We start from the raw sequence: 25,101 nt of genomic DNA on the forward strand, positions 1-25,101 counted from the left end.
CATCATGCGTACGGATATTCTGCGCAACACCGCCCTGGCCGCCCTGCTGCTGGCCGCCCCGCTGGCGCTGACCGCCTGTGACAACAAGGGCCCGGCCGAGCGCGCCGGCGAGAAGATCGACGATGCCGCCGAGAAGGCGGGCGAGAAGCTGGAAGACGCGCGCGACAAGGCCGGCGAGGCCGTCGACGATCTGCGCGACAAGGCGGATGCCGCCATGGAAAAGGTGGAAGAGAAGAAGTGAACCATTTCATGCGCCCTCAAGCGCCGGGCGCCGCCATCCGGCGGCTTGGCTTACGCGACCATGGGGTCGCGGGCCAGCAGTCGCTGGCCTCCACCGGCACGAGACAATGTCTCGTGCCGGTGGGTGTCCTGTATTTGAGGGAACGCGTAAAACTCACACACCCAGCTTGCGACGCACGTCGTAATCCTTGCCCTTCGACCAACGCTCGATGAAGCCCGACAGTTCCGCGTCGGGCTTTTCCGGCAGCATCACCACCAGCTTCACATAGAGGTCGCCCGTAACCTTGCGGTCGGGATTGGGGATGCCCTTGCCCTTCAGGCGCAGGACGGTGCCGCTGTTGGCACCGGCCGGCACCTTCACCGCCACCTGGCCGTCCAGGGTCGGCACCTTGATGGCCGCCCCCAGCACCGCCTCGGCCAAGGTCACCGGCACGTCCAGGTGGATGTCGTCATCCTTGCGGGTGAAGAGCGGGTGGTTGTCGACCAGGACCTCCACGATGGCGTCGCCGGCCCCGGCCCCGCCCAGGCCGGCCAGACCCTGGCCCTTCAGGCGCAGCTTGGTCTGGTCCCTGGTGCCGGGGGGAATGTTGACCTCGATGGTCTTGCCGGTGGACAGGGTCAGGCGGCGCTTGGCGCCCAGGCAGGCGTCGGCGAAGCTGACCGAGACGGAATAATTGACGTCGCTGCCCTTGGCCTTCACCCCGGCACCGCCACCGGCGGAATAGCGACGCTTGGTGGCCCCGAAGATATCGTTGAAGAAATCATCGGCGAACGGGTCGTCGGCGGAGTCGCCACCCGTACGGCCACCGGCACCGGGACCGCGCGGGCCGGCGCCCGGACCCGTGCGGCCGGCATTCTGCCAGGCGCGGCGGAAGCCACGGTCGGGCCGTTCGCTGCCGCCCGCGTCGATCTCCCCTTTGTCGAACCGCGCCCGCTTGTCCGGATCGGACAGCAGGCTGTAGGCGCCGTTGACCTCCTTGAACTTCTGTTCGATGTCGGGGCGGCCGGGGTTCAGGTCGGGATGGTACTGTTTGGCCAGGCGGCGGAAGGCCTGCTTGATGTCATCGGCGGAGGCACTACGCGTTATGCCGAGGACAAGGTAGGGATCGCGCATGGTCACCAGGGTCACGGATAAGGGAAATACTGCCGCATCCTACGCCCCGGTGGCCCCCGGTCAAGCCGCCCGACAGGGGGACGCCAACTCATCCGTATAAAAAACCCTGCGCCAAGGGGGTGCCTTGGCGCAGGGTGGATAGGGTTTGTGAGTGTTTAGCTCACGATCTTCCAGCTGCCGTCGGGCTGCTGGCAGGCGCGGCCGAAGGCTTCCTCGCTGCGGCCGCCGACGATGATCGTCTGCTGGTATTCGCGGCAATAGGCGCCGGTGCCGGCCTGACGGCCCTCCTGCGTCGGGGTCACGATGACGCGATTGGAATTGTTGGGATTGTCCCAGACGATGGGCTGGTTCAGCGGCGCGTTGAACGAGGCGTAGGTGTTGCGCTCCAGGGCGGCGCGGTCGGCCTTGTCCAGCGAGGCGCCCACTTCGGACCCGATCAGCGCACCCAGCACCGCACCGGCGCCGGTGGCCCACAGCTTGCCCGAACCGCCACCGATCTGGCTGCCGGCCAGGCCGCCCATCAGGCCGCCGATGACCGCACCACCGGTCTGCTTGTTGCCGGCCGTGCTCTGACAGCCGGCCAGCAGGGCCACCAGGGCGGTGGCGACGACGATCTTCCTCAGCATTCTTCAGGACCTTTCTTGGATCATGCTTTCCCCCATCAACTATTCACCGTCGGGCGTTTCCACCGGCGGACGGGTGCCATGCGGGGGACGGCATGGACAAACAACCCATGCTGCTTATCCTTCCCACCAATTCAGGCGCAACTATGACGAAGACATGCCATGACTTTGGAAAATGCCACCGACCCGTTCGCGCAGTTCCAGGCCTGGTTCGCGGAAGCCGAGGCCGCCGAGATCAATGACGCCAATGCCATGTCGGTCGCGACCGTGGGGGCCGATGGCCGCCCGTCGGTGCGTATCCTGCTGCTGAAGGGCCTGGATGATCGCGGCTTCACCTTCTTCACCAATACGCAGAGCCGCAAGGGCGACCAGCTTTCCGCCTGTCATTTTGCCGCACTGACCTTCCATTGGAAGTCGCTGCGCCGGCAGGTGCGGATTGAGGGGCCGGTGGAGCGGGTGACGGATGAAGAGGCCGATACCTATTTCGCCAGCCGCCCGCATGGCAGCCGCATCGGCGCCTGGGCCAGCCAGCAGTCGCGTCCGCTGGACAGCCGCGCCACCCTGGAACAGGCGGTGCGCGATACCGAGGCGCGGTTCGGCGAGACCGTGCCGCGCCCGCCGCACTGGACCGGCTTCCGCGTCGTTCCCGACCGGGTGGAATTCTGGCAGGATCGCGAATACCGGCTGCACGATCGTATCCTGTTCACCCGCGAGGGTGAGGGGGAATGGGCCAAGGGCCGGCTTTATCCCTGACGGAAGGGTGCCAGGTGGCGGACAAGGTGGATGTGACGGAGCGGTACCGGCGGCTGGCGACCTATGCCAGCGTCGCCGTGGCCCTGATCCTGATCGCGGTCAAGCTCGCCTCCTACATGGCCACGGGGGCGGTCTCCATCCTGTCCTCGCTGATGGACAGTTCGGTCGACCTGCTGGCCTCCGTCGTCACGCTGCTGGGCGTGGCGCAGGCGCTGCAGCCGCCCGACAGCACCCATCGGTTCGGCCATGGCAAGGCGGAACCGCTGGCAGCCCTGGCCCAGGCGGCGTTCGTGGCCGGGTCGGGCATGTTCCTGGCCTATGAGGGGGTGGGACGGCTGGCGGAACCCAGGCCGGTGGAAAGCCCGGAGCTGGGCATCATCACCATGGTCTTCGCCATCGCCATGACGGCGTTGTTGCTGGGTGTGCAGCGCTTCGTGATCCGGCGGACGGGGTCGATGGCGATCGCGGCGGACAGCATGCATTACAGCGGCGATCTGCTGATGAATTCGGCCGTCATCGCGTCGCTGGGGCTGACGGCATGGTCGGGATGGCCCTATTGGGACCCGCTGTTCGCGCTGGGGATCGCCATCTTCCTGGTCTGGGGATCGACCCGCATCCTGCGCGAGGCGTTGGGCGTGCTGATGGACCGGGAATTGCCGGACCAGGATAGGGCGAAGATCAAGGAGGTGGTGCGCGGGCATGCGCAGGCGCGGGGCCTGCACGATCTGCGCACCCGCTCCACCGGTATCGGCCAGCACATCGAGTTCCACCTGGAACTGGACCCCGACCTGACGCTGGCCCAGGCCCATGACATCACCGACGAGATCGAGCGCGAGCTGCGCGCGGCGTTTCCCAATGCGGAGTTCGCCATCCATCAGGAGCCGGCGGGGCTGGATGATGAACGGCTGGATCACCGGATACGGCGGTGAGCAACAATTGGGCTGCCAGGGTTCTCACACTCTCCACCGTCACCCCGGCGAAGGCCGGGGCCCAAGTGACAAGCGCTTCGCCCTACGACATGGGCCCCGGCCTTCGCCGGGGTGACGGTAGAAGGGGCTGCTACGGCAGTGCAAATCCCTTAAGTCAGCGCCTATGGGCCTTCGCCGGGGTGACGGTGGAGAGTGTGGAACTCTCACAGCCGGAATTTCCGCGGGGAAGGCGCGCCCCTGTGGTAGTCATGCATCGCTCCGGCGAAAAGATATCCCATTGCACTGCCGCCATGACGGATTCGTGACCGGACCTGTGTGCCGCGTCACAGGAGCACCGGCACGCCCGCCTTTATTTTCGTGGAACCTTCGAAGCGTCTGGCGGAATGTGTCCGTTGGAACCGGGGGCAGCAACGGCCGGGCATGCCCGGCCACAGAGGCGTATCATGGAGTTCAAGGTTAAGTTCTGGGGTGTGCGCGGTACCTTTCCCTGCGCCTATGCCTCGCATCTGACCTATGGCGGCAATACCAGCTGCGTCGAGGTGACGGCGGGTGACCGCACGCTGATCCTGGATGCCGGCACGGGCTTGCGCGCGCTGGGCAAGCGCTTCCTGCGCGACAAGGTGCGCAATGCCACCCTGCTGCTGAGCCATGCGCATTGGGACCATATCAATGGTTTCCCGTTCTTCGAGCCGGGATACTGGCCGGAATTCAACCTGGACATCTTCGCCCGCGACCTGTCGGGCTGTGACTGTATCGGCGAGGTGCTGACCAGCTGCATGGAAAAGCCGCTGTTCCCCGTGCCGTTGACCACCATGCGCGCCAAGATGGCGTTTCAGAACCTGGCGGCCGGCGACCAGCTGGATCTGGGCCCCGGTCTGGTGGTGAAGACCGGCGACCTGAACCATCCGGGCGGGGCGCTGGGGTACCGCATCGAATATGGCGGCAAGGCCTTCTGCTATGTCACCGATACCGAGCATGTGGCGGGCAAGCTGGACGAGAATATCCTGCGCCTGATCGAGGGGGCCGATGTCGTGCTGTACGACACGACCTACACCGAGGAGGAGTACGCCACCCGGGTCGGCTGGGGCCATTCCACCTGGAACGAGGGCGTGAAGCTGGTGCAGGCGGCGGGTGCCAAGCGGCTGTGCCTGTTCCACCATGATCCCGACCATGACGACAAGGCCATGGCCGCCATCGAGCGCGACGCCATGCGCGCCTTCCCCGGTGCGTTCGCCGCCCGCGAAGGGGCGGTGCTGGACATGTTCAACCTGCCTAGCGTCGATGCGGCGGTGGCGGCGGAATAGGTGTCGGTGCGCGTAGGTCAGGTCGAGGGCGAAGCCCGAGCCCTGACAGAGAAGGATTGAAAGCCATGCTGTCAGGGCTCGCCTCCGGCTCGACCTGACCTACGGTTTGTTGCCGGATAGGGTTTAAACCGCCAGTTCCCGCCAGCCCCGGCGGCGGACGGCGGGCATGAAGGTGGCGCTGACCGGCACCAGCAGGCCGCATTCCAGGCGCAGCGCCCATTTGCGGCCCTCGCGGCGTTCCAGGCCCTGGACGGCGCGGGCGGCGACCCAATGGCCGCGATGCACCTGTTCGCCTTCCAGATGCGACAGTTCGGCCAGCGCGTCGCGCAGCCGGTAGAGCACCAGCGGCTTGCGCCCGTCGGCCAGATGCAGGCGCAGGTAATGATCCTCCGCCTCCACCGCCATCACCTGGGCGGCATCCGTTACCCCGGCGCGGGTCAGCAGGCTGCCGGTGATGCCATCGGTCAGGGGGGCGGATTCGGCCGGCACCTCCGGTTCCAGGATGGGAACATCGCTTTCAGTCTTGCGCCGGGTCAGCTGCAGGGCGGCGATGCCCAGGGCCAGGGTGACGCCCATGGCGGCGGAACTGCCATAGACGGTGGCGTAATGCATGCCGCCCTTTGCCCCCACGGCCATGTTGGCCAGCATCACCTCCAGCGGCAGCGGCAGGTTGATGACCACGACGCCGACCAGCGCCAGCAGCATCATGGTGCGCGGCTGCGGCCCGAAGCGCCGCACGCCGAAGCGGAACCACAGGGTCCATTTCAGCTGATTTATGCCGATAAGTCCCAGCCAGTAGGGCAGGCGCAGTTCGAACGGAAAGCTGATCGTGCCGAACGGTCCCGCGATGGCCACCGCGATGGAGGCGGCGATCCAGATCACCAGGAGGCGGGACAAGGGCGGGGGCGACTGCATGGGGCGGTGCTAGGTGCGGTGGCGGGTGGGGTCAGGATAAAGGATGGACCCGTTTGCTGCCACTGCCCTGGCACCCCCGATGGTGCCAATGCGTGCTTTCTTCGTCATCCCGGCGTTCGCCGGGATGACGGGGAGAGAGAGAGGGATGACGGACAGGGGGATTGCTTCCAGTCAAAGGAAAGCCGGTCTAAACTCCGCGCCTCCTCGGGTTTGGGTTGAAGGTGCGTGATGGTGGATGGGCGTTGGCAGTTCTGGATCGACCGTGGCGGCACCTTTACCGATATCGTGGCGCGCCGGCCGGATGGAAAGCTGCTGACCCATAAGCTGCTGTCGGAGAATCCCGAACGCTACCCGGATGCGGCCGTGGCCGGTATCCGGGAGCTGCTGGGCGTGGCGCGGGACGAATCCGTGCCGGCGGACGCGGTGGATCAGGTGCGCATGGGCACGACGGTGGCCACCAATGCCCTGCTGGAGCGCAAGGGCGAGCGTACGCTGCTGGTCATCACCGGCGGGCTGGGCGATCAGTTGCGCATCGGGTATCAGGCGCGGCCGAAGATCTTCGCGCGGCGGATCGAGCTGCCGGAACAGCTTTATACCAGCGTGCTGGAAGTGCCGGAGCGGGTGATGGCCGATGGCACGGTGCGCCAGCCATTGGACCTGGAGGCGGCCAGGGCGGGGCTGCGGACGGCGTTCGATGCGGGGTACCGGGCGTGCGCCATCGTGTTCATGCATGGATACCGCTATCCGGCGCATGAGGCGGCGGTGGCGGCATGTGCGCGGGAGATCGGGTTTACCCAGGTGTCGGCCAGCCATCAGGTCAGCCCGTTGATGAAGCTGGTCGGGCGTGGGGATACGACGGTGGCCGATGCCTATCTGTCGCCGATCCTGCGCCTGTATGTGGCGCAGGTGGCCGACGCGCTGCCCGGCATTCCGCTATATTTCATGCAGTCCAATGGCGGGTTGACGGAGGCCGGTCGCTTCCAGGGGCGCGATGCCATCCTGTCGGGACCGGCGGGCGGCATCGTGGGGGCGGTGCGGACGGCAGCGGCCGAGGGGTTCGACCGGATCATCGGATTCGACATGGGCGGGACCAGCACCGACGTGTCGCATTATGCCGGCACCTATGAACGGTCGCTGGAAACCGTGGTGGCCGGCGTGCGACTGCGCGTGCCGATGCTGCGCATCCATACGGTGGCGGCGGGCGGCGGGTCGATCTGCCGGTTCGACGGGGCGCGGCTGCGCGTGGGGCCGCAGTCGGCCGGGTCGAACCCCGGCCCGGCCGCCTATCGCCGCGGCGGGCCGCTGACCGTGACCGACTGCAATGTCATGGTCGGCAAGCTGCATCCGGATTTCTTTCCGGCCGTGTTCGGTCCCAATGGCGACCAGAAGCTGGATGCCGACGTCGTGCGGGAGAAGTTTACTGCACTGGCGGCCGAGGTATCGGCGGTGACGGGGCGGGCGATGGGGGCCGACGCGCTGGCCGAAGGGTTCCTGAAGATCGCCGTGGAGAATATGGCCAATGCCATCAAGCATATCTCCGTCCAGCGCGGATACGACGTCACCCGCTATGCCCTGAACTGTTTCGGCGGGGCGGGGGGGCAGCATGCCTGTCTGGTGGCCGATGCGCTGGGCATGAAGACGGTCTATCTGCATCCGTTCGCAGGCGTGCTGTCGGCCTATGGCATGGGACTGGCCGATCTGGGGGCGTTGCGCGACCGGTCAGTGGAGCTGGAGCTGGGGCCGGATGCGCTGGGCGAGTTGTCATCGGTGCTGGACGCCCTGGGGGCGGATGCGGCGGCGGAGTTGCAGGAACAGGGGGTGGATGCCGGTGGCATCCGGGTGATCCGGACGGCGCGCCTGAAGGTGGCGGGGACGGATGCGACGCTGGAGGTGCCGTTCGGGGATGAGGGGGGCATGCGCGCCGCCTTCGCGGCTGAACATCGCCAGCGCTTCGGCTTCGACGTGCCCGACCGGCCGCTGGTGGTGGAAAGCCTGTCGGCGGAAGCCGTGGCGGCCAGTGGCGAGCGGCTGGACGGTGATGCGCTGAGCGAACCGGATGTGCAGGTGGCCCCGGTGCCGCGCGCCACTGTGCCGGTCTGGATGGGCGGGGAGGCGCTGTCGGTGGCGGTGCATGACCGCGAGGGGCTGGCGCCCGGTGTGACGGTCGATGGGCCGGCGATCCTGACCGAAGCGACGGGGACGACGCTGGTCGAGCCGGGCTGGCAGGCGCGGGTGACGGCGCGTGGCGGGCTGGTGCTGCGCCGGGTTGTGGCGCTGCCGGCGCGGGTGGCCGTGGGCACGGATGCCGATCCGGTGATGCTGGAGGTTTTCAACAATCTGTTCATGTCCATCGCCGAGCAGATGGGCCTGGCGCTGGAGAACACGGCGCATTCGGTCAATATCAAGGAACGGCTGGATTTTTCCTGCGCCCTGTTCGATGACGGCGGCAACCTGATCGCCAATGCCCCGCATATCCCCGTGCATCTGGGGTCGATGGGCGACAGTGTGCGCACGGTGATCAACGCGCGGCGGGAGAGCTTGCGGCCCGGCGATGCAGTGATGCTGAACAACCCCTATCGCGGCGGCACGCATCTGCCCGACGTGACGGTGGTGACGCCGGTGTTCGATCAGGCGGGCCGGGAAATCCTGTTCTGGGTGGCCAGCCGGGGGCATCAGGCCGATATCGGCGGCATCACGCCGGGATCGATGCCGCCCGACAGCACCCATATCGATCAAGAAGGCATCCTGATCGATAATTTCCTGCTGGTCCGTGACGGGGTGCTGCTGGAACGGGAAGTGGTCGACCTGCTGACCACCGGGCCGTATCCGGCGCGCAATACCGAACAGAATCTGGGCGACCTGCGCGCCCAGATCGCCGCCAACGCGCGGGGGCGGGATGAGTTGATGCGGATGGTTGATCTTTTCGGGATCGAAACGGTTACATCCTATATGGGCCATGTCCAGCGCAATGCCGAGGAGCAGGTGCGCCGGGTGATCGGCGTGCTGAAGGATGGTCATTTCGATCTCGAAATGGATAGCGGCGCGCATGTGAAGGTGGCCGTGTCCATCGACCGGGCGGCGCGGTCGGCGACGATCGATTTCACCGGGACGTCGGCGCAGCAGGCCGGCAATTTCAACGCGCCGTCGGCCATCGTGCGGGCGGCGGTGCTCTATGTCTTCCGCACCCTGGTGGATGACGATATTCCGCTGAATGATGGGTGTTTGGCTCCGCTGGAGATCATCATTCCGGAAGGTTCCATGTTGAACCCGGTCTATCCGGCCGCCGTGGTGGCCGGCAATGTCGAGATCAGCCAGGTGGTGACCAATGCACTCTATGGCGCGCTGGGCGTGCTGGCGGCATCGCAGGGGACGATGAACAATTTCACCTTCGGCAATGAGCGGTACCAGTATTACGAGACGATCTGCGGCGGGTCGGGCGCCGGACCGGGCTTCGCCGGCACCGACGGGGTGCATACGCACATGACCAACAGCCGGCTGACCGATCCGGAGGTGCTGGAATGGCGGTTCCCGGTGATGCTGGATCAGTTCCGGTTGCGCGACGGGTCCGGTGGGACGGGCCGATGGAGGGGCGGGGAAGGGGTGGAGCGCCGGGTGCGCTTCCTGGAGCCGATGGTGGCCGCCATCCTGTCCAACAACCGGCGGGTCCGGCCCTATGGGCTGGAGGGCGGCGGCGATGCGCTGCCGGGGCGCGCGCGGGTGGAGCGGGTGGACGGGACGGTGGAGGTGCTGTCGGCGACGGCCAAGGCGGCGATGGCGGCGGGGGATGTGTTCGTGATCGAGACGCCGGGGGGTGGGGGGTGGGGGCGGATTGACCCCGGCTAATGCTTCAGGCTGGCTTCGGCACCGACGCAGAGGCCGTTGGTGCGATCCCATTGCCCGCCGCTGTCGAGGCAGCGATCCACGGTGAGGTAGGCGTGGAGGAAATAGCCCAGGCCTAGAAGGCCCAGGATCAGGGCGATCAGGAGCAGCGTCTTTCTCATTGTCTCGTTTCTCTCTACCTGTCACCCCGGCGGAGGCCGGGGCCCAAGTGACAAGCGCTTCGCTCTACGACCTGGGCCCCGGCCTTCGCCGGGGTGACGGTAGTGAGTGGGGAACGGCGTTACAGCCCAAACTTCCGTGGGGGACGCCAAGCTGAAGGGAGAGGGTTACCCCCCCCTCACCCCGGATGCACCATATCGCCCGGCTTCACCCATTCCTTGAACTGCGCCTCGGTCAAAAGCCCCAGGGCCAGCCCGGCTTCCAGCAGGGTCGTGCCCTCATGGTGGGCCTTTTTGGCGATCTTGGCGGCGTTGTCGTAGCCGATATGCGGGTTCAAGGCCGTGACCAGCATCAGGCTTTCGCCCATCAGCCTGGCGATGCGGTCGGTGTTCGCCGTGATGCCGACGACGCAGTTTTCGGCGAAGGAGCGGCTGGCATCGGCGATCAGCTTGATCGATTGCAGCAGATTGTAGATCAGCACGGGCTTGAACACGTTCAGTTCGAAATGGCCCGTGGCGCCGGCATGGGTGATGGTGACATGGTTGCCCATCACCTGGGCGGCCACCATGGTCATGGCCTCCGACTGGGTGGGATTGACCTTGCCGGGCATGATGGAGCTGCCGGGCTCGTTCTCCGGCAGGCTGATCTCCCCGATGCCACTGCGCGGGCCGGAGCCCAGCAGGCGGATATCGTTGGCGATCTTCATCAGGGAGACGGCAACGGTGTTGAGCGCACCCGACGCCTCCACGATGCTGTCATGGGCGGCCAGAGCCTCGAACTTGTTGGGGGCGGTGATGAAGGGCAGGTCGGTGATGGCGGCCACCTCCGCCGCGAACGCCACGTCGAAGCCCTTGGCGGTGTTGAGGCCGGTGCCGACGGCCGTACCGCCCTGGGCCAGACGCAGCAGGGAGGGCTGGACGGATTTCACCCGGCCGATACCGTATTCCACCTGCTGGGCATAGCCGCCGAATTCCTGGCCCAGGGTCATGGGCGTGGCGTCCTGGAGATGCGTGCGGCCGATCTTGACGATACTGTCGAACTCTCCGGCCTTGGCGGCCAATGCTGCGTGCAGCTGTTCCAATGCCGGGATCAGGTCATGGTGGATGCGCTCGGCCGCCGCGATATGCATGGCGGTGGGGAAACTGTCATTGGAGCTCTGGCCCCGGTTGACATGGTCGTTGGGATGCACCGGCTTCTTGGAGCCCATGTCGCCGCCCAGCATCTCGATGGCGCGGTTGGAAATGACCTCGTTGGCATTCATGTTGGTCTGGGTGCCGGACCCGGTCTGCCAGACGACCAGCGGGAAATGATCGATCAGGGTACCGTCGATCACCTCGTCCGCCGCGCGCATGATGGCGTCGCCGATGCCGGCATCCAGCTGTCCCAGGGCGACATTGGCCTTGGCGGCGGCCTTCTTGACGATGCCCAGGCCGCGGATCAGGGCCGGGGGCATGCGCTCCCCGCCGATCTTGAAATTATGCAGCGACCGCTGGGTCTGCGCACCCCAGTAACGGTCGGACGGTACCTCGATCGGCCCGAAACTGTCGGTTTCGATGCGGACATTGGCGGCCATGGGCCGGCCCCCCTTCTGCTGTCAAAACGGATGCGGAGGTTATCACAGCTGCGAACGTTTCGCATCTGGTGGTATTTGTTTGTTCCCTCAGGCGCCGGGCGCCCACATCCGTGGGCTTGGCTTACGCGCCACGTGGCGCGGGCCGGCGGTCGCCGGCCTTGATATTGCTGGAAATCCGTTTCTTAACGGTACTGCGAACTCCATTCGCGGAACAGGCGTTCGGCCTCGTCGGAGCCGGCCAGGATTTCCACCATGCGCAGGCCGTTGAACATCTGGCGCTGGGCGTCGGGGCCCATGGAGCCGTCGCGGTTGCGCGGCGCGTTGCGCAGGGAGGCGACGGTGTTGGTCACCACCTGCTGCCGCGCCTCGGTGATCTTGGCCGCCACTTCGCGCTGGATGCCCAGCGGGCCGGCCAGCTTGGACGAACGGCGGAGCGCCAGCGCGAACTGTTCGGCCTTCTTCACCGCCTCGTCGCTGGCGGGGCCGGGACCGTGGCCGAACAGGGCCTCGGTCAGGCCCTTGTCGACATCGGCGCAGATGTTTTTCAGGACGAACTGCCCGATCTCGGCGCGGGCATTCTTCACCTTGTTGGTGATGTCCTTGTCCTTCAGGCTCTGCACCGTGTCGTTCACGGAATTCAGACCGTCGGCCAGACGTTCGGCGGCGGCGGCCAGGCTGGCGGGGTCGCCCTGCACCATCGGGTTTTCGCGGTCGAAATCCGAGGTCTGGCGCAGCAGGTTGCCCACCACATAGCCGGACATCTCGCGGGTCAGGTTCTCCTTCTCCGCCACCGTGCCGCCCAGGCGCACCTCCCCCAGCATGCGCAGCAGCTCGCCCGGACGCTGCATGCGCGAGGCCAGGACCAGCAGCAGCGGCTGGGTCAGCCCGGCATCCTCTTTGCCCAAGTCGATCAGGGCGTTGCGGATGGTCTCCACATGCGATTCGGCCAGGTCCAGGATGGGCTTGGGCGGCAGGGCCGCCTTCAGCTTCTCGATCCGGAACGCCACCGACATCACCTGGCGCAGCGTGTCCAGCTGGCGCTGCACGTCGTCATCGCGGCCGAACAGGGAAATCTTGTATTTCAGGTTGTTCTGGCATTCGGCGATGACCTTGGCCAGCGCCTCCACCCCCGCCTGCCACAGCGGCTCGCAGATGACGGCGATGGCGGCACCGTCGCGATAATCGACGGTCGCGGTCTCGCGCTGCGCCTCCTGCAGCACGGGCGCGGGGATGAATTCCTTCGCCGCCTGCCAGCAGGGTGCCAGGGTGGTGCGGCAGATGCGGTTGAGGCGGCGGGTATAATGGTCGGGATCGTCCAGCAGGTCTTCGCATGGCAGGAAGAACAGCCGCGACAAGGCCGGCCGGCGCGGCGGGCGCAGGGTGGTCAGGCGCGGGCGCATCGCATCGAACGCGTTCGACACTTCCGGCTTGTCGCCCACCTGTTCCAGCAGGCGGTAGATCTGCAGCAGCTTGCGGTCGGGCAGGCGGGAGACGTCGGCGCCCAGCAGAGCCCAGTCGCTGACGGGCTTGGGTGCGGCGGCTTGGGTGGGCTTGTTCTTGTCGTTCATGCTGTCGCCGCCCCTCAGCCCATGGCCGTCTTCATGGCTTCAAGGCGCATGACGGCGTCCATATCCAGCACGCCCGTGCGCCAGTCCTGGTTCATGCGCACCCAGCGTTTCTGCAGGCGCTGGATGGCGTCCAGATCCAGCCCTTCGGCGGCGGCGCTGATCTCCTCCTTCGGGATCATGGGCAGCAGGCGGGAAATGTCGGTGATGCTGGTCTGCCGGGTGGCCGACGGCTCGTCCTTCACGCTTTCCCACATGACGATCAGGAATTCCCAGCCATCCAGCAGCCAGGAGATGCGGGCCACGAATTCCTGGATGGATTTGTGCAGGCTGGGCGCGTCGTTGATGATCTGCTTGGCATCGCGGCAGGCGGCGTCCAGCTTGCCGATGCGCTGGCGGGCCAAGGTCAGCGTGTGGTTGGCGACGGCGGCGACATAGGTGCCCAGCATCGCCGCCTCCGACGGGTCGGTATCGGCGAAATGCTGCGTGCCCTGCGCGAACGCGTCCAGCCGGTTGGCCAGCGAGCGCAGGCGGCCGGGCTTGGGCGCGTGCGGCAGGCCCACGGGGGCCACCGCCTCCCCCAGCTGGTCGACGCGCATGGTCATGTCGTCGGGCTGGATATCGACCATGCCGGCCACCTTGGCCAGGGCCTGGCGGGCCACGCGCTTGCTGTCATCCGCCGTCATGCCGGGGCGCAGCAGGTCGGCCGCACTGATATTGACCAGCTTCAGCAGTTCGGTCACCAGGATGAACTGGGTCAGCACCAGATACTGGGCATCCTGGTCGCGCAGTTCGGCGGCACGGGTGGCGGCGTCGGGGCCGCAGACGCCGGTGGCCTGCACCGACAGGGCGCAGGCGCGGATCTGTTCGGGCGAATGGGTCTCCAGCTGTTCGATCGCCTCGAACAGCAGCCGGTCATGCAGCGTCAGGGTCATGACGCTGGGCAACCCCTTCCAGGGCAGGACATAGGTGCCCTTGCCGGCGGTGAAGTTGGGCAGCAGGAATTCGAACTTCTCGTTCTGGTCGCGGCGCAGGCGCGCCTGGCTCAGCAGCGGGGTGGTGAAGGGGACGGTGACGCCGCGCTCCTCGAACGTTGCGGGCGCGAACTCTTCCATCATCTTGCGGGTGCGCCCGCCATCCGCCTGATCCGTCATCGCCCGCCAATCCGTCGAACCATCCATCACGCTCCCACCGGTCATCGCCGATCAGCGGGTTCCAGTCGCCGCCGTACCCGACCGGGGCCGGGCATTGTGCGCAATCGCAGCATGCCTTTTGTTATATCTCGTATTTTAGCGAGTTGGACAATTTTCCGTGGCCCCAACCGGTGATTTCAAGACAAGCATCGCGCAGTGCAGGCGTGCGGCGGGCAGCGGCTTGACCAGGGGTCGGGGGGGTGCCTACATTTCCTGTTGAGAGGCGGCCCGTGAGGGGGCTGCACCACTGACACGGAACCCCCCGAGGGAAAAATGGCTGAAATCATCAATGTCACCGACGCCAGCTTCGAAGCCGACGTGCTGAAGGCCGAAGGCCCGATTCTGCTGGATTTCTGGGCCGAATGGTGCGGGCCCTGCAAGATGCTGGCCCCCAGCCTGGTGGACCTGGCCAGCGAACTGGACGGCAAGCTGTCCATCGCCAAGCTGAATATCGATGAGAATCCGACTGCCCCCAGCAAATATGGCGTGCGCGGCATCCCGACGCTGATGATCTTCAAGGACGGCCAAGTCGCCGCCACCAAGATCGGCGCCCTGCCGAAGAGCCAGCTGAAGAGCTGGATCGAGCAGAGTCTGTAAGTTTTCCCTCAAGAAGCCGGGCGCCGCCATCCGGCGGCTTGGCTTGCGGCGCACGTGCGCCGGGCCGCCAGTCGGCGGCCTCCAACGGTCACGGAGGTGACCGTTGGGATGTGTGGTTCCAGAAAAGTCTGCCCTGTGAGGGGCGGGCTTTTTTGTTGGGCGGGTAAATGCTTTCCCCCTTCTCCATCATCCCGGCGAAAGCCCATGGGCGCTAAGTTAAGCGTTTGAGCAGACCAATTCCATCCTCACTACCGTCACCCCGGCGAAGGCCGGGGCCCAAGTGACAAGCGCTTTGCTCTACGACATGGGCCCCGGCTTTCTCCGGGATGACGGGGTAGGGGGAGAGCGGGGGCTGCTATTACCGTCCCTGCTGCGCCACCCAGTCGTTGCGCAGGATGGCGTAGAGGACGTGGTCGGCCCATTTGTCGTTGATGCGCAGGTACGCCCGCGCATAGCCCTCTCTGGTGAAGCCGACCTTTTCCAGCACGCCGCTGCTAGCCTGGTTGGATGGCAGGCAGGCGGCTTCCACCCGGTGCAGGCCCAACTGGCCGAAGGCGAAGGACAGCAGCAGCCTTGCGGCTTCCGACGTATAGCCGCGCCGGGCGAAGGGGCGGCCGGACCAATAGCCCATGGAGCCCATCTGGGCCACGCCGCGCCGGACATTGGTCAGGCCGATACCGCCCACCACCTGTTCGGTGCGCTGTTCGAAGGTCAGGAAGCTGTAGGTTTCGTCATCGCGCCATTCGGCGGCCTGACGGCGCAGGCGACGGTTGAAGGAGGTCTGGGTCAGGGCATCGGGCGGCCAGGTTGGTTCCCACGGCACCAGGAATTCCCGGCTGGCCTCCCGCAGATCCGCCCATTGCTTCCAGTCGCGCGGCTGGGCCGGGCGGATGAACACGGCATTGCCGTCGATGCGCAATGGCGGGGGGCTCAACAGACCATCAGGGATCAAACGGATCATCCTGTTGCTGTCCCCCCGCGCTGACGGTTTCTTGTTACGTTCAGTTTATGCGGGTTTGCGTCACGCCGCCAGACGGCGCGTGACGCTGTCCAGGCCTTCCAGCCCGTCCAGCGGCCCCAGCGCCGTCAGGGTGGGGGCGGTGGCGAAGATGCGTTCCGCACAGGCCGCCACGGCAGCCAGATCGACGGCATCCAGACGGGCCACGGTTTCGGCCGGCGGGATCACCCGGCCATAGGTCAGCAGCTGGGAGCCCAGTTGTTCGGCGCGGTTGCTGGTGCTTTCCAGGCCCATCAGCTGGCTGGCCTTCAGCTGCGCCTTGGCGCGGGCCAGCTCCTCCTCCGTCAGGCTGCCGGCGAGCCGGCAAACCTCGTCACAGATGACGGGGACCAGTTCGGCGGTGCGGTCCGGGCCGGTGCCGGCATAGATGCCGAACACGCCGCTGTCGGCCATGGACCAGTTGAAGCTGTGCACGGAATAGACCAGCCCGCGCTTTTCCCGCACCTCCTGGAACAGGCGGGACGACATGCCCCCGCCCAGCAGGGTGGACAGCACCATGGCGGTGTGCAGCTCGTCGCTGTTGTTCGACACGCCGTCGAAGCCCAGCAGCACATGCACCTGTTCCAGGTCGCGATCCTCACGGAACTCGCCCCCGGTATAGAGCGCCTGTTCGGCGACGGTCGCGTCGCCCTGGGGCAGATCGGTGAACAGGCGGGCGGCCAGTTCCACCACCTGTTCATGGGTGACATTGCCCGATGCCGCCACCACCATGTTGGCGGGGATGTACCGGCCGGTCACGTAATCGACCATGGCGGCACGCGGCAGGCTTTCCACCACATCGGCCGTGCCCAGGACCGGGCGGCCCAGCCGCTGCCTGGGGAAGGCCGTGGCCAGGAAATGGTCATAGACGATGTCGTCGGGCGTATCTTCGGCCTGCCCGATCTCCTGCAGGATGACCTGGCGTTCCTTTTCCAGCTCCCCCTCATCGAACAGGGGATGCTGGACCATGTCGGACAGGATGCCGAGTGCCAGACCCAGATCTTCCTTCAGGACCTTGGCGTAGTAGCAGGTCTGTTCGCGGCTGGTATAGGCGTTCAGGTGGCCGCCGACATTTTCGATCTGCGCCGAAATGGCGAAGGCATCGCGGGTCGGCGTGCCCTTGAACAGCATATGTTCGACCAGATGCGCCACCCCGTTGGCGGCCAGCGGTTCATGCCGGCTGCCCACGCCGATCCAGATGCCGACCGTGACGGTTTCGACATGGAGCATGACGTCGGTGGCGACGCGCAGGCCGTTGGGAAGCGTGGTGACGCGGGTGCCGGGGGCGGCGGGGAAGGGGCTGGTGCTCACGTAATTCCTGTATCGGTTCAGGCCTGGCCGCGCGCCACGCGGGACCGGGCGCGCACATGATCCTTCAATATCTGGATATCGCCCGGAAGGATATCCATACGTTCTTCACGTTCGTATAGATCGGCCAGATGGCGCGGCAGGGGCGGGCGCAGGCCCGTGGCCCGTTCCACCGCGTCGGGGAACTTGGCCGGATGGGCGGTGCCCATGACGACGACCGGGATGGACGGGTCCAGACCGGCTTCCCGCGCCACGGCCACGCCCACGGCGGAGTGCGGATCGACCAGATAGCCCGAGCCTTCATACGCGTCGCGCATGGTGGCCAGGGTCTGTTCGGTGTCGCAGCGGTAGCCGGCGAACAGTTCGCGCACGCGGGCCAGCTGGCCCTGGCTGACCTCGAACCGGCCGGTCTCACGGAATCCCGCCATGCACTGGGCCGTGGCGGCACCGTCGCGGTCCATCAGATCGAACAGCAGCCGTTCGAAATTGGACGAGACCTGGATATCCATCGATGGCGACAGGGTGGGGACCACGCCGTCGGCCTTCATCTCACCCGACGCGAAGAAGCGGGCCAGGATGTCGTTCTCGTTGGTGCCGATGATCAGCTTGGCCACCGGCACGCCCATCTGACGCGCGGCATAGGCGGCATAGACATTGCCGAAATTGCCGGTGGGCACGGCGAAGGCCACCTCCCGGTCGGGTGCGCCCAGGGCCACGGCGGCGGCGACGTAATAGACGATCTGGGCCATGATGCGGGCCCAGTTGATGGAGTTCACGGCCGACAGGTTAAGGGCGTCGCGATAGGCCTGGTCGTTGAACATGGCCTTCACGGCGTCCTGGCAATCGTCGAACGTGCCTTCCAAGGCGACGTTGTGGACGTTGGACGACAGGACGGTGGTCATCTGCCGGCGCTGCACCTCCGACGTGCGGCCATGGGGGTGCAGGATGACGATATCCACGCGCTCCCGGTCGCGGCAGGCCTCGATCGCGGCCGAACCCGTGTCGCCGCTGGTGGCGCCGACGATGGTGACGCGGCTGTCCTTCTTGGCCAACACATGGTCGAACAGCTGGCCCAGCAGCTGTAGTGCCACATCCTTGAACGCCAGGGTGGGGCCGTGGAACAGCTCCATCATCCATTGATTGGCGTCCAGCTGCACCAGCGGCACGATGGCCTTGTGCTGGAACGTGCCATAGGCGGCATTGACCAGGCGGGTGAAATCCTCGCGGGAGATGGTGCCGCCCAGGAAGGGCAGCATCACCTCGACCGCCAGTTCGGCATAGGTCAGGCCCCGGAAACGGCGCAGATCATCATGGGTCAGCGTCGGCCACGCGGCCGGGACGTACAGCCCGCCATCACGGGCCAGACCCGCCAGCAGGACATCGTCGAACGCCAGGGCGGGCGCCTGGCCGCGCGTGCTGATATAGGACACCTTCGTACCTCGACCCGATGCGGCATGATTTGCGGCGCGTACCCTAGCCAGGGCGGGCAGGCGCCGCAAGGGGACCGGGTGCTCATCGGCTCATGCCTGATAACTATATACATGATACATGCGCCCTCAGGCGCCGGGCGGGCGCATCCGCGCCCTTGGCTCACGCGACCATGGGGTCGCGGGCCGGCGGTCGCCGGCCTGGAGGGTGTTCCCGTGGACGCCAGCCACCGGCCATTATACCGCATAGGGATGTGGGGGCGGTCCGATCGGGCACCACCAAAAGCGGTAGGGTGGCCCTGTCCAACTTGTCGCAGGCCTGGGCTTCAGTGGTATCGGATCAGAGGTTTCCTTGAGTCTCGCGAACGTTTATCTTAAATGCCAGATAGAGTTTGATCCTATAGGTTGCATATTGATTGTGCAGCCGCTGACGGGGATGGCGGGACCATGGGTTGGACGCAGGCCTTGATGATGGGGATGGTGATGGGCCTCGGCGCCTATCTCTTCACCTATCTGATGGGCCGGTACGCGGAAAGCTCCATCCAGTCGGGCCTAGACCTGAAGCGGATCGAAGAGGTTCTGCCCCGCCGCTCCCTGCTGGAAGCCAAGTTCGACCTGCGCCGCAGCGACCGCAAGGCGCGGCTGACCGAGCTTCAGTCCGAACTGGGTGAGCTGCGCCGCCGCCGTTTCCTCCAGGAAAAGGCCCTGGTCGATGCCAGGCGCGAGGCGAATTCGCCCGTGCGCATCGTCGGGCCGGAGGGGCAGGCGATCGTCAAGTTCCGCGCCTGGATGGTGAACCGGCAGGTGCAGCAGGCCCTGACCGACCGCAAGCGCCATGCGACCCTGGACATGGAATGGGCCAATCCGCAGGTGATCGAGATCTGGGCCGACAGCCTGTCCGATGCCAAGCGCGATGTCGGTCGCATCTTCCCCATGCCGCTGGGCTTCTCCCTGCTGAACATCACGGTGGAAAGCGCCACGGCGCCCGCTGAAGCAGCAGCAGGTTGAGGGGCCGATGACCGGTCCCATCCTGCTGGTGGTGATGATCGTGGCGGTGGCCTTTGCCGTGGCCCTGGAACAATCCATGCGCCGGGTGAAGGATACGCGCCGCCGCGTGACCCAGCTTCTCACCAAGCGCCAGCAGCAGGTGGACCGGTTGCGCGTGGCGGGTCGCGAAAGCCTGACGCTGGGCCGCGAGGTGCGCAACCAGCAGCGCACGGCCGATGTGCTGATCGAGGAGATCAGCCAGGTCGATGGCGAGCTGCAACGCTTGGCCCACCCCGCCAACCGCACCTTCGTGCTGGACGAGAAGCGCGGCGGGGCCGATGTCGGCTGGCATGTGACGGTGGAGGCGCCAATGGTCAATATCGGCCGCCACGGGCCCCCCTGGGAAGGCCAGCGCCGCTTCCGCGTCTGGGCGCCCGACGAGCATGTGGCCCGCGCCAAGGTGGAAAAGCGCTACGGTCCCGAACAGGGCTATTCCGTCGTTTCCGTCTTCCCGGCCCCGCCGCCGGTGGCCAACCGCAATGGCGACACCGCGGTGGCTTGATGCGCGTTCCTGCTGATCGTACCGATCAGCGGGCCTCAATCGCCGGCGCTACTGTCCGGCGGCACGCCGCACGCGCGGCGCGGCGGCCGTTGCCGCCGTCCAAATTCCGGCAAGCTGAACTTGCCGGAATTTGGGTCAGCCCGCCGCCTTGGCCTCCAGCACCGCCTGGCGCAGCAGGGGCAGGCGGTCATTGCCGAACACCATCTCCGTGCCATTGACCACGAAGCTGGGCACGCCGAAACAGCCGGCGGCAACGGCGGCCTGGACATAGGTGTCCTGGATGCGGGCCGTCTCCGGATCGTCCAGCATGGGCTGGAACAGGTGCGGCTCGATCCCCGCGGTGTCGTTGGCGATCTTCACGCACAGCGCATCGTCGGCCGGGCTGACGCCATCGACGAAGATGGCCTTCATCAGGGCGCGGGCGAAGACCTGGCCGGCATCGAAGCGCCGCGCCGCCACGCAGGCCAGGGCCAGGCGCGGCGGGTTGGGCATCACCACATCCTTGTAATCGCGCAGCGGCACGCCATAGAGCCGGGCGAAGCGCGCCAGATCGGTGCGGCGATAATCGGGGCGGAACTGCCCGGAATGGGGGACGGCCTGTTCCATGTCATAGCCGGCGGCCTTGATCACCAGCCGGGCGGCGACGGGGTACCAGTCCACACGGCAGCCGGTCTCGATCTGCAGCTTCATCATCTGCGTGCCGGCCAGATAGGCATAGGGGCTGGCGGGCGAGAAATAGAAATCGACGGTGACGGGACCGGGCATGACGGTCGGCACTCCGCTTGGGGTTCAGGCGGGCCAAGGGTTGCCAGCCTTGTGCCGCCGTTGCAAGGGGCAAGCGCGGCGGGGGGCATTGTGCCCGACCGGAAAAGGGGAAATGCCGGGTTGTAAATCCCGTATTGCCAGGGCAGAGCCGTTTGGGGCATTGTGCGCCCCCGCGCATGGTGGGGGCCTGTAGCTCAATGGTTAGAGCCGGCCGCTCATAACGGTCTGGTTGGGGGTTCAAGTCCCTCCGGGCCCACCAATCGCCAGCGGCATGGCGGAGCGCCTATGGGAGGCGGCCGTCGGCCGAGAGCCAGGCCTTGATCGCATCGGCCAGCGCCTTGGCGATCCCGTCCTTGTATGTGTCGGTCTTCAATCTGGCCTCCTCCGCCGGGACGTCCATGAAGCTGACTTCCAACAGACAGGCCGCGGTTTTGTCGGCGTGGTAGCTGGGCTTCAGGACGCCAAGGCTGTCAACCTTCACGCCGCGGTTCTTCAACCCCGTGGCGGTCAGAACGCCCTTCAGCACATGGTCGGCCAGGGCCCTGCTGTCGGCGGACGCGTCGGGGTGGTGGAAGGTTTCCGTACCCTGGGCTTCGCCGTCGAAACCATTGAGATGGATTGAAACGAAGGCATCGGCGCCGGCATTCTTCGCAACGGTCGCGCGGGCCTCAAGGCCGAGATTGACGTCTGTTGCCCGTGTTAGAAGTACGGTGATGCCGGCGGCCTTCAGCAACGGTGCGGTTCGCTTCGCCAGATCGAGCGTTACCACCTTTTCCAGCAATCCCGTCGGTCCCTGTGCATTGTTGGGGCTGGAACCGCCGACTGCGTTGGCGCCACCATGTCCGGGATCAATGACTACCGTTGCCATCTTCTCTCTCCGCCACCTGCCATTGAGATGTGACGAAAAAGATATTACAAAATCTATTTAAAATAAATATGTGCCATATATTTTATCGTAGATGGTGTTGCATCGTCACCTTGTTCCTGAATGTCAGCAACTCCCCCACGAAGGCCTTCACCAGCTGTGCCTTCTGCGCGTCGGGGCGGAAGAGCAGGTGGGATTTGAACTGCACGTCGGGTTTGAAGGGGCGGAAGATCAGGCCGCGCTGGGCGTAGCCGTCGGTGGCCGCCGGGTTGACCAGACCGACGCCGACACCTTCCAGGACCAGGGCGCAGATGGTGCCGGCACTGGGGGTTTCCACCACGATTTCGGGCCTTGCACCGGCCTCATCCAGAATCTCGGTGATACGGTGGCGTGCGCGGTCTTCGGGGGCCAGGGCGATGAAGGGCTGGCCATGCAGATCGGTGGGGGTGATCACCGGCTTTTCGGCCAGCGGATGGCCGGGGGGCAGGGCCAGGACGGCGGGGAAGCTGCCGAAGACGCGGTGATCGACGCCGGACAGATCCACCTCATCCGCCGCCAGGCCGATATCGAACTGCTGGTTGGCGACGAGGTCGCGCACGGCCGACGATGACAGGACCTGCAGGGTGATGGCGATCTGCGGGTGCTTCTTGCGGAAGGCGTGGATGGCCTTGGGCACGACCGTGGTGCCGAAGGCCGCCATGGAGGCGATGCGCAGGCTGCCGGACCCGAAATCGCGGATGCGCGCGGCGGACGCCCGTAAACGGTCCAGGCCCACGAAGCTGGTATTCACGTCGCGGAAGAACATCTGGCCTTCGGGGGTTGGGACGAGACGGCCCTTGACCCGGTCGAACAGGGAGAAGCCCAGGCTTTCCTCCAGTTCCACCAACGCGCGGCTGACGGCCGGTTGAGTGATCGACAGCAGTTCGGCGGCGCGTGAGGCCGACCCGCTGATCATCACGGCGCGGAAAATCTCAAGCTGCCTGAAATGCATGGATGTGGCCTCAGATGGCAAACCTATAACATCAATGCATAGACTCGTGCCGACCGGTCAATTGAAATTGTACCCCAGCGCCGACACACTCCTGTCATCAACATTACGAGGAACGTCATGCGCGACCTGTCCCGTTGCGTCATCCATCCGCCCGTATCGCATGAGGGGTTCGCCAGCCTGGGCGTGCCCACCTATCGCGCCTCCACCATCGTGTTCGAGGATGCCAAGTCCTATACGAACCGCAAGTACCGGGGGCCGGACGGCTATACCTACGGGCTACACGGCACGCCGACCACCCGCACCCTGGAGGCGCAGCTGACGGCGCTGGAGCAGGGGGAGCGGACGGTGATCGTGCCGTCGGGACAGGCGGGCATCACCATCGTCTTCCTGACCGTGCTGCTGCCGGGTGATCATGTGCTGATCCCGGACACCGCCTACCCGCCCTGCCGCGGGTTCTGCGAGAATTACCTGAAGCTGCGCGGGGTTGAGTACACCGTGTACGACCCGCTGATCGGGGCGAGGATCGAGGCCCTGGTCAAGCCCAATACCAAGCTGATCTGGATGGAGAGCCCCGGTTCCACCACCATGGAATTCCAGGATGTGCCGGCCATCGTCAAGGTGGCGAAGGAACGCAGCATCCTGACCGGCTGCGACAATACCTGGGCCACCCCGCTTTTGTTCAAGCCGCTGGCGCATGGGGTGGATTTCTCAAGCGAGGCATTGTCCAAATATGTCGGCGGACATTCCGACCTGCTGATGGGGTCGATCAGCGTCAAGGATGTGGCGCTGTTCCGGCGTCTGAAGGACACGATGCGGATGATCGGCATCGGTGTGTCGCCGGACGATTGCGGGCTGGCGCTGCGCGGGCTGGAGACGATGGGCGTGCGCATGCGCCATGCCGATGCGGTGGCGACCGATATCGCCCGGCGTCTGGTGGAACTGCCGGCGGTGGAGCGGGTGCTGCATCCGTCGCTGCCCACCTGTCCGGGGCATGAAATCTGGAAGCGCGATTTCGCCGGTGCGTCGGGTGTGTTCTCCGTGGTGCTGAAACCAGAGGCTAACGCGGTGATCGAGGAGGCGTTCGGCGTTCTGAAGACGTTCGCCATCGGTGCCTCCTGGGGCGGTACGCGCAGCCTGATCGTGCCGATGGCGATCAAGGCCGACCGGGTGGCCACCGACTGGACCGACGAGGGGGTGATCCTGCGCATTTCCGTGGGCATGGAGGACCCGGCCGACTTGTGGGCCGACCTGGAGGCCCTGTTCGCGGCGCTGGCCGTACCCGTTCTGGCCGGTTGAGCTGAAGCGGGGAGGGCGGGGCCATGCGGCGGATCGGCAAGCAGCTTCTGGCGGGATTGTGCCTGTTGGCGCTGGCCGGATGCGGCCAGGCGGCGGCGGAGAAGAAGCAGGCGGCTGCTGGACCGTCGGGTGGCACGCTGAAGGCGGTGCGTGACCGGGGCCATATCAATTGCGGGGCCAGCACGGGCACGGTGGGCTTCGGGGCGCCGGATGCGCAGGGTTACTGGCGCGGACTGGATATCGAGACCTGCCGCGCCGTGGCCGCCGCCGTGCTGGGCGACAAGGACAAGGCCCGCTTCGTGCCCCTGACGGGCCAGCAGCGGCTGACCGCCCTGCAAAGCGGGGAGATCGACATCCTGCCGCGCACCACCACCTGGACCCTGTCGCGCGATGCCAACGGGGTGAATTTCACCCTGCCCAATTATTACGACTATGACGGGATCATGGTCCGCCGAGCCATGGGCGTAAACAGTTCCAAGGAGTTGGATGGGGCGTCGGTCTGTGTGCAGACGGGATCGACGACGGAGGTGACCTTCACCAATCTGGTGGCGGGGGTGGCACCGAACCTGAAGGCGGTGATCTTCGACAGTACGCAGGCCACAAGGCAGGCGTTTTTCTCCGGCCGGTGCGACGCGCTGATCACCGATGCATCAGGTTTGGCGTCGGTGCGGGCCACCATGGCCGGCAATCCAGATGATTTCGTGATCTTCCCGGCCGACGGCAAGCTGTCACCCCTGACGCCCGCCGTGCGCCATGGCGATGATCAATGGTTCGACATCGTGAAGTGGTCGTTCCAGGCGCTGCTGATGGCGGAGGAGCTGGGGATTACCCAGACCAATGTCGATGCGATGCGCGACAGCAAGGACCCGACCATCCGCCGGTTCCTGGGTGTGGAGCCGGGCAATGGCGCCGCCCTGGGCCTGGATGAGGAATGGACGTACCGCGTCGTCAAGCAGCTGGGCAATTACGGCGAGATGTTCGAGCGCAATGTCGGTGCCGGCAGTGCGCTGAAGCTGGAGCGTGGGCCCAACCGCCTGTTCCGCGACGGGGGCCTGATGGTTCCCATGGCGTTCAACTGAGGGGGGCCAGATGACATCC

Annotated in this window: 23 protein-coding genes and 1 tRNA gene; 11 read left to right on the top strand and 13 right to left on the bottom strand. The window is 66.0% G+C overall.

Annotated elements, in window-relative coordinates:
* The first annotated feature begins 4 nt into the window (after nt 1-4).
* Nucleotides 5-241, top strand: coding sequence for a hypothetical protein (locus tag ACM9HJ_RS18360; RefSeq protein WP_416573212.1), 237 nt, complete (start codon nt 5-7; stop codon nt 239-241).
* A 153-nt stretch (nt 242-394) separates the two neighbouring features.
* Here ACM9HJ_RS18360 and ACM9HJ_RS18365 read toward each other — a convergent pair whose 3' ends face one another.
* Together ACM9HJ_RS18365 and ACM9HJ_RS18370 are read right to left on the bottom strand one after the other, a co-directional pair.
* Complete coding sequence (locus ACM9HJ_RS18365) at nt 395-1,354, bottom strand: DnaJ C-terminal domain-containing protein (protein ID WP_416573213.1); 960 nt, start codon at nt 1,352-1,354, stop codon at nt 395-397.
* Nucleotides 1,355-1,509: 155 nt separating this feature from the next.
* Entirely contained in the window at nt 1,510-1,980 is a 471-nt protein-coding gene (locus tag ACM9HJ_RS18370; RefSeq protein ID WP_416573214.1) for an RT0821/Lpp0805 family surface protein, read from the bottom strand.
* 159 nt (nt 1,981-2,139) lie between these two features.
* On the opposite strand from ACM9HJ_RS18370, the gene pdxH reads away from it, so the two are divergent.
* The 3 genes from pdxH (at nt 2,140) to ACM9HJ_RS18385 (ending at nt 4,963) form a co-directional block, all read left to right on the top strand.
* Complete coding sequence (gene pdxH / locus ACM9HJ_RS18375) at nt 2,140-2,730, top strand: pyridoxamine 5'-phosphate oxidase (RefSeq protein ID WP_416573215.1); 591 nt, start codon at nt 2,140-2,142, stop codon at nt 2,728-2,730.
* Between the two features lie 14 nt (nt 2,731-2,744).
* Entirely contained in the window at nt 2,745-3,659 is a 915-nt protein-coding gene (locus ACM9HJ_RS18380) for a cation diffusion facilitator family transporter (protein WP_416573216.1), read from the top strand.
* 443 nt (nt 3,660-4,102) lie between these two features.
* Nucleotides 4,103-4,963, top strand: coding sequence for an MBL fold metallo-hydrolase (locus ACM9HJ_RS18385; protein ID WP_416573217.1), 861 nt, complete (start codon nt 4,103-4,105; stop codon nt 4,961-4,963).
* Nucleotides 4,964-5,086: 123 nt separating this feature from the next.
* On the opposite strand, the gene ACM9HJ_RS18390 is transcribed toward ACM9HJ_RS18385, so the two are convergent.
* Entirely contained in the window at nt 5,087-5,878 is a 792-nt protein-coding gene (locus ACM9HJ_RS18390) for a LytTR family DNA-binding domain-containing protein (protein ID WP_416573218.1), read from the bottom strand.
* 228 nt (nt 5,879-6,106) lie between these two features.
* Between ACM9HJ_RS18390 and ACM9HJ_RS18395 the strand changes: the two genes are divergently transcribed.
* Nucleotides 6,107-9,721: a hydantoinase B/oxoprolinase family protein gene (locus ACM9HJ_RS18395; RefSeq protein ID WP_416573219.1), complete on the top strand. Its 3,615-nt coding sequence runs from the start codon at nt 6,107-6,109 to the stop codon at nt 9,719-9,721.
* Here the strand turns inward: ACM9HJ_RS18395 and ACM9HJ_RS18400 are convergent.
* The 4 genes from ACM9HJ_RS18400 to ACM9HJ_RS18415 all read right to left on the bottom strand — a co-directional run bounded on the left by ACM9HJ_RS18400 (nt 9,718) and on the right by ACM9HJ_RS18415 (nt 14,196).
* Nucleotides 9,718-9,879, bottom strand: a complete 162-nt coding sequence (locus tag ACM9HJ_RS18400; RefSeq protein WP_416573220.1) for a hypothetical protein — start codon at nt 9,877-9,879, stop codon at nt 9,718-9,720. The genes ACM9HJ_RS18395 and ACM9HJ_RS18400 overlap by 4 nt on opposite strands.
* Nucleotides 9,880-10,055: 176 nt before the next feature.
* Nucleotides 10,056-11,450, bottom strand: a complete 1,395-nt coding sequence (gene fumC / locus ACM9HJ_RS18405; RefSeq protein WP_416573221.1) for a class II fumarate hydratase — start codon at nt 11,448-11,450, stop codon at nt 10,056-10,058.
* 182 nt (nt 11,451-11,632) lie between these two features.
* Complete coding sequence (locus ACM9HJ_RS18410) at nt 11,633-13,018, bottom strand: hypothetical protein (protein WP_416573222.1); 1,386 nt, start codon at nt 13,016-13,018, stop codon at nt 11,633-11,635.
* 14 nt (nt 13,019-13,032) lie between these two features.
* Nucleotides 13,033-14,196: a hypothetical protein gene (locus ACM9HJ_RS18415; protein ID WP_416573223.1), complete on the bottom strand. Its 1,164-nt coding sequence runs from the start codon at nt 14,194-14,196 to the stop codon at nt 13,033-13,035.
* A 285-nt stretch (nt 14,197-14,481) separates the two neighbouring features.
* Between ACM9HJ_RS18415 and trxA the strand changes: the two genes are divergently transcribed.
* Nucleotides 14,482-14,805 (top strand): thioredoxin TrxA, encoded by a 324-nt coding sequence (trxA, locus tag ACM9HJ_RS18420; RefSeq protein WP_416573224.1) that lies wholly within the window; start codon nt 14,482-14,484, stop codon nt 14,803-14,805.
* A 358-nt stretch (nt 14,806-15,163) separates the two neighbouring features.
* Here the strand turns inward: trxA and ACM9HJ_RS18425 are convergent, their stop codons facing one another.
* The 3 genes from ACM9HJ_RS18425 to thrC all read right to left on the bottom strand — a co-directional run bounded on the left by ACM9HJ_RS18425 (nt 15,164) and on the right by thrC (nt 18,540).
* On the bottom strand, nt 15,164-15,766 hold the full coding sequence (locus ACM9HJ_RS18425; RefSeq protein ID WP_416573225.1) for a GNAT family N-acetyltransferase: 603 nt from the start codon (nt 15,764-15,766) through the stop codon (nt 15,164-15,166).
* A gap of 60 nt (nt 15,767-15,826) precedes the next feature.
* Nucleotides 15,827-17,032, bottom strand: coding sequence for a M16 family metallopeptidase (locus tag ACM9HJ_RS18430; protein ID WP_416573283.1), 1,206 nt, complete (start codon nt 17,030-17,032; stop codon nt 15,827-15,829).
* 98 nt (nt 17,033-17,130) lie between these two features.
* The gene (gene thrC, locus ACM9HJ_RS18435; protein ID WP_416573226.1) at nt 17,131-18,540 is read right to left on the bottom strand and encodes a threonine synthase; all 1,410 of its coding nucleotides are present in this window, start codon (nt 18,538-18,540) and stop codon (nt 17,131-17,133) included.
* Between the two features lie 444 nt (nt 18,541-18,984).
* On the opposite strand from thrC, the gene ACM9HJ_RS18440 reads away from it, so the two are divergent.
* Together ACM9HJ_RS18440 and ACM9HJ_RS18445 are read left to right on the top strand one after the other, a co-directional pair.
* On the top strand, nt 18,985-19,545 hold the full coding sequence (locus ACM9HJ_RS18440) for a hypothetical protein (RefSeq protein WP_416573227.1): 561 nt from the start codon (nt 18,985-18,987) through the stop codon (nt 19,543-19,545).
* Nucleotides 19,546-19,552: 7 nt separating this feature from the next.
* Nucleotides 19,553-20,086 (top strand): hypothetical protein, encoded by a 534-nt coding sequence (locus ACM9HJ_RS18445; protein ID WP_416573228.1) that lies wholly within the window; start codon nt 19,553-19,555, stop codon nt 20,084-20,086.
* A gap of 135 nt (nt 20,087-20,221) precedes the next feature.
* Here the strand turns inward: ACM9HJ_RS18445 and ACM9HJ_RS18450 are convergent, their stop codons facing one another.
* The gene (locus ACM9HJ_RS18450; RefSeq protein WP_416573229.1) at nt 20,222-20,851 is read right to left on the bottom strand and encodes a 2-hydroxychromene-2-carboxylate isomerase; all 630 of its coding nucleotides are present in this window, start codon (nt 20,849-20,851) and stop codon (nt 20,222-20,224) included.
* Between the two features lie 183 nt (nt 20,852-21,034).
* Here ACM9HJ_RS18450 and ACM9HJ_RS18455 point away from each other — a divergent pair.
* Nucleotides 21,035-21,110: transfer RNA gene (locus tag ACM9HJ_RS18455), tRNA-Ile, on the top strand.
* Nucleotides 21,111-21,134: 24 nt separating this feature from the next.
* Here the strand turns inward: ACM9HJ_RS18455 and ACM9HJ_RS18460 are convergent.
* Together ACM9HJ_RS18460 and ACM9HJ_RS18465 are read right to left on the bottom strand one after the other, a co-directional pair.
* Nucleotides 21,135-21,719, bottom strand: a complete 585-nt coding sequence (locus tag ACM9HJ_RS18460; RefSeq protein WP_416573230.1) for an N-acetylmuramoyl-L-alanine amidase family protein — start codon at nt 21,717-21,719, stop codon at nt 21,135-21,137.
* A gap of 82 nt (nt 21,720-21,801) precedes the next feature.
* Complete coding sequence (locus ACM9HJ_RS18465; protein ID WP_416573231.1) at nt 21,802-22,707, bottom strand: LysR substrate-binding domain-containing protein; 906 nt, start codon at nt 22,705-22,707, stop codon at nt 21,802-21,804.
* A gap of 117 nt (nt 22,708-22,824) precedes the next feature.
* On the opposite strand from ACM9HJ_RS18465, the gene metC reads away from it, so the two are divergent.
* Together metC and ACM9HJ_RS18475 are read left to right on the top strand one after the other, a co-directional pair.
* The gene (gene metC, locus ACM9HJ_RS18470) at nt 22,825-24,003 is read left to right on the top strand and encodes a cystathionine beta-lyase (RefSeq protein WP_416573232.1); all 1,179 of its coding nucleotides are present in this window, start codon (nt 22,825-22,827) and stop codon (nt 24,001-24,003) included.
* A 23-nt stretch (nt 24,004-24,026) separates the two neighbouring features.
* On the top strand, nt 24,027-25,082 hold the full coding sequence (locus tag ACM9HJ_RS18475; RefSeq protein ID WP_416573233.1) for an amino acid ABC transporter substrate-binding protein: 1,056 nt from the start codon (nt 24,027-24,029) through the stop codon (nt 25,080-25,082).
* Nucleotides 25,083-25,101: the final 19 nt, after the last annotated feature.

Origin of the sequence: Niveispirillum sp. KHB5.9 (genome assembly GCF_048066115.1) — a bacterium.
GTDB lineage: Bacteria > Pseudomonadota > Alphaproteobacteria > Azospirillales > Azospirillaceae > Niveispirillum.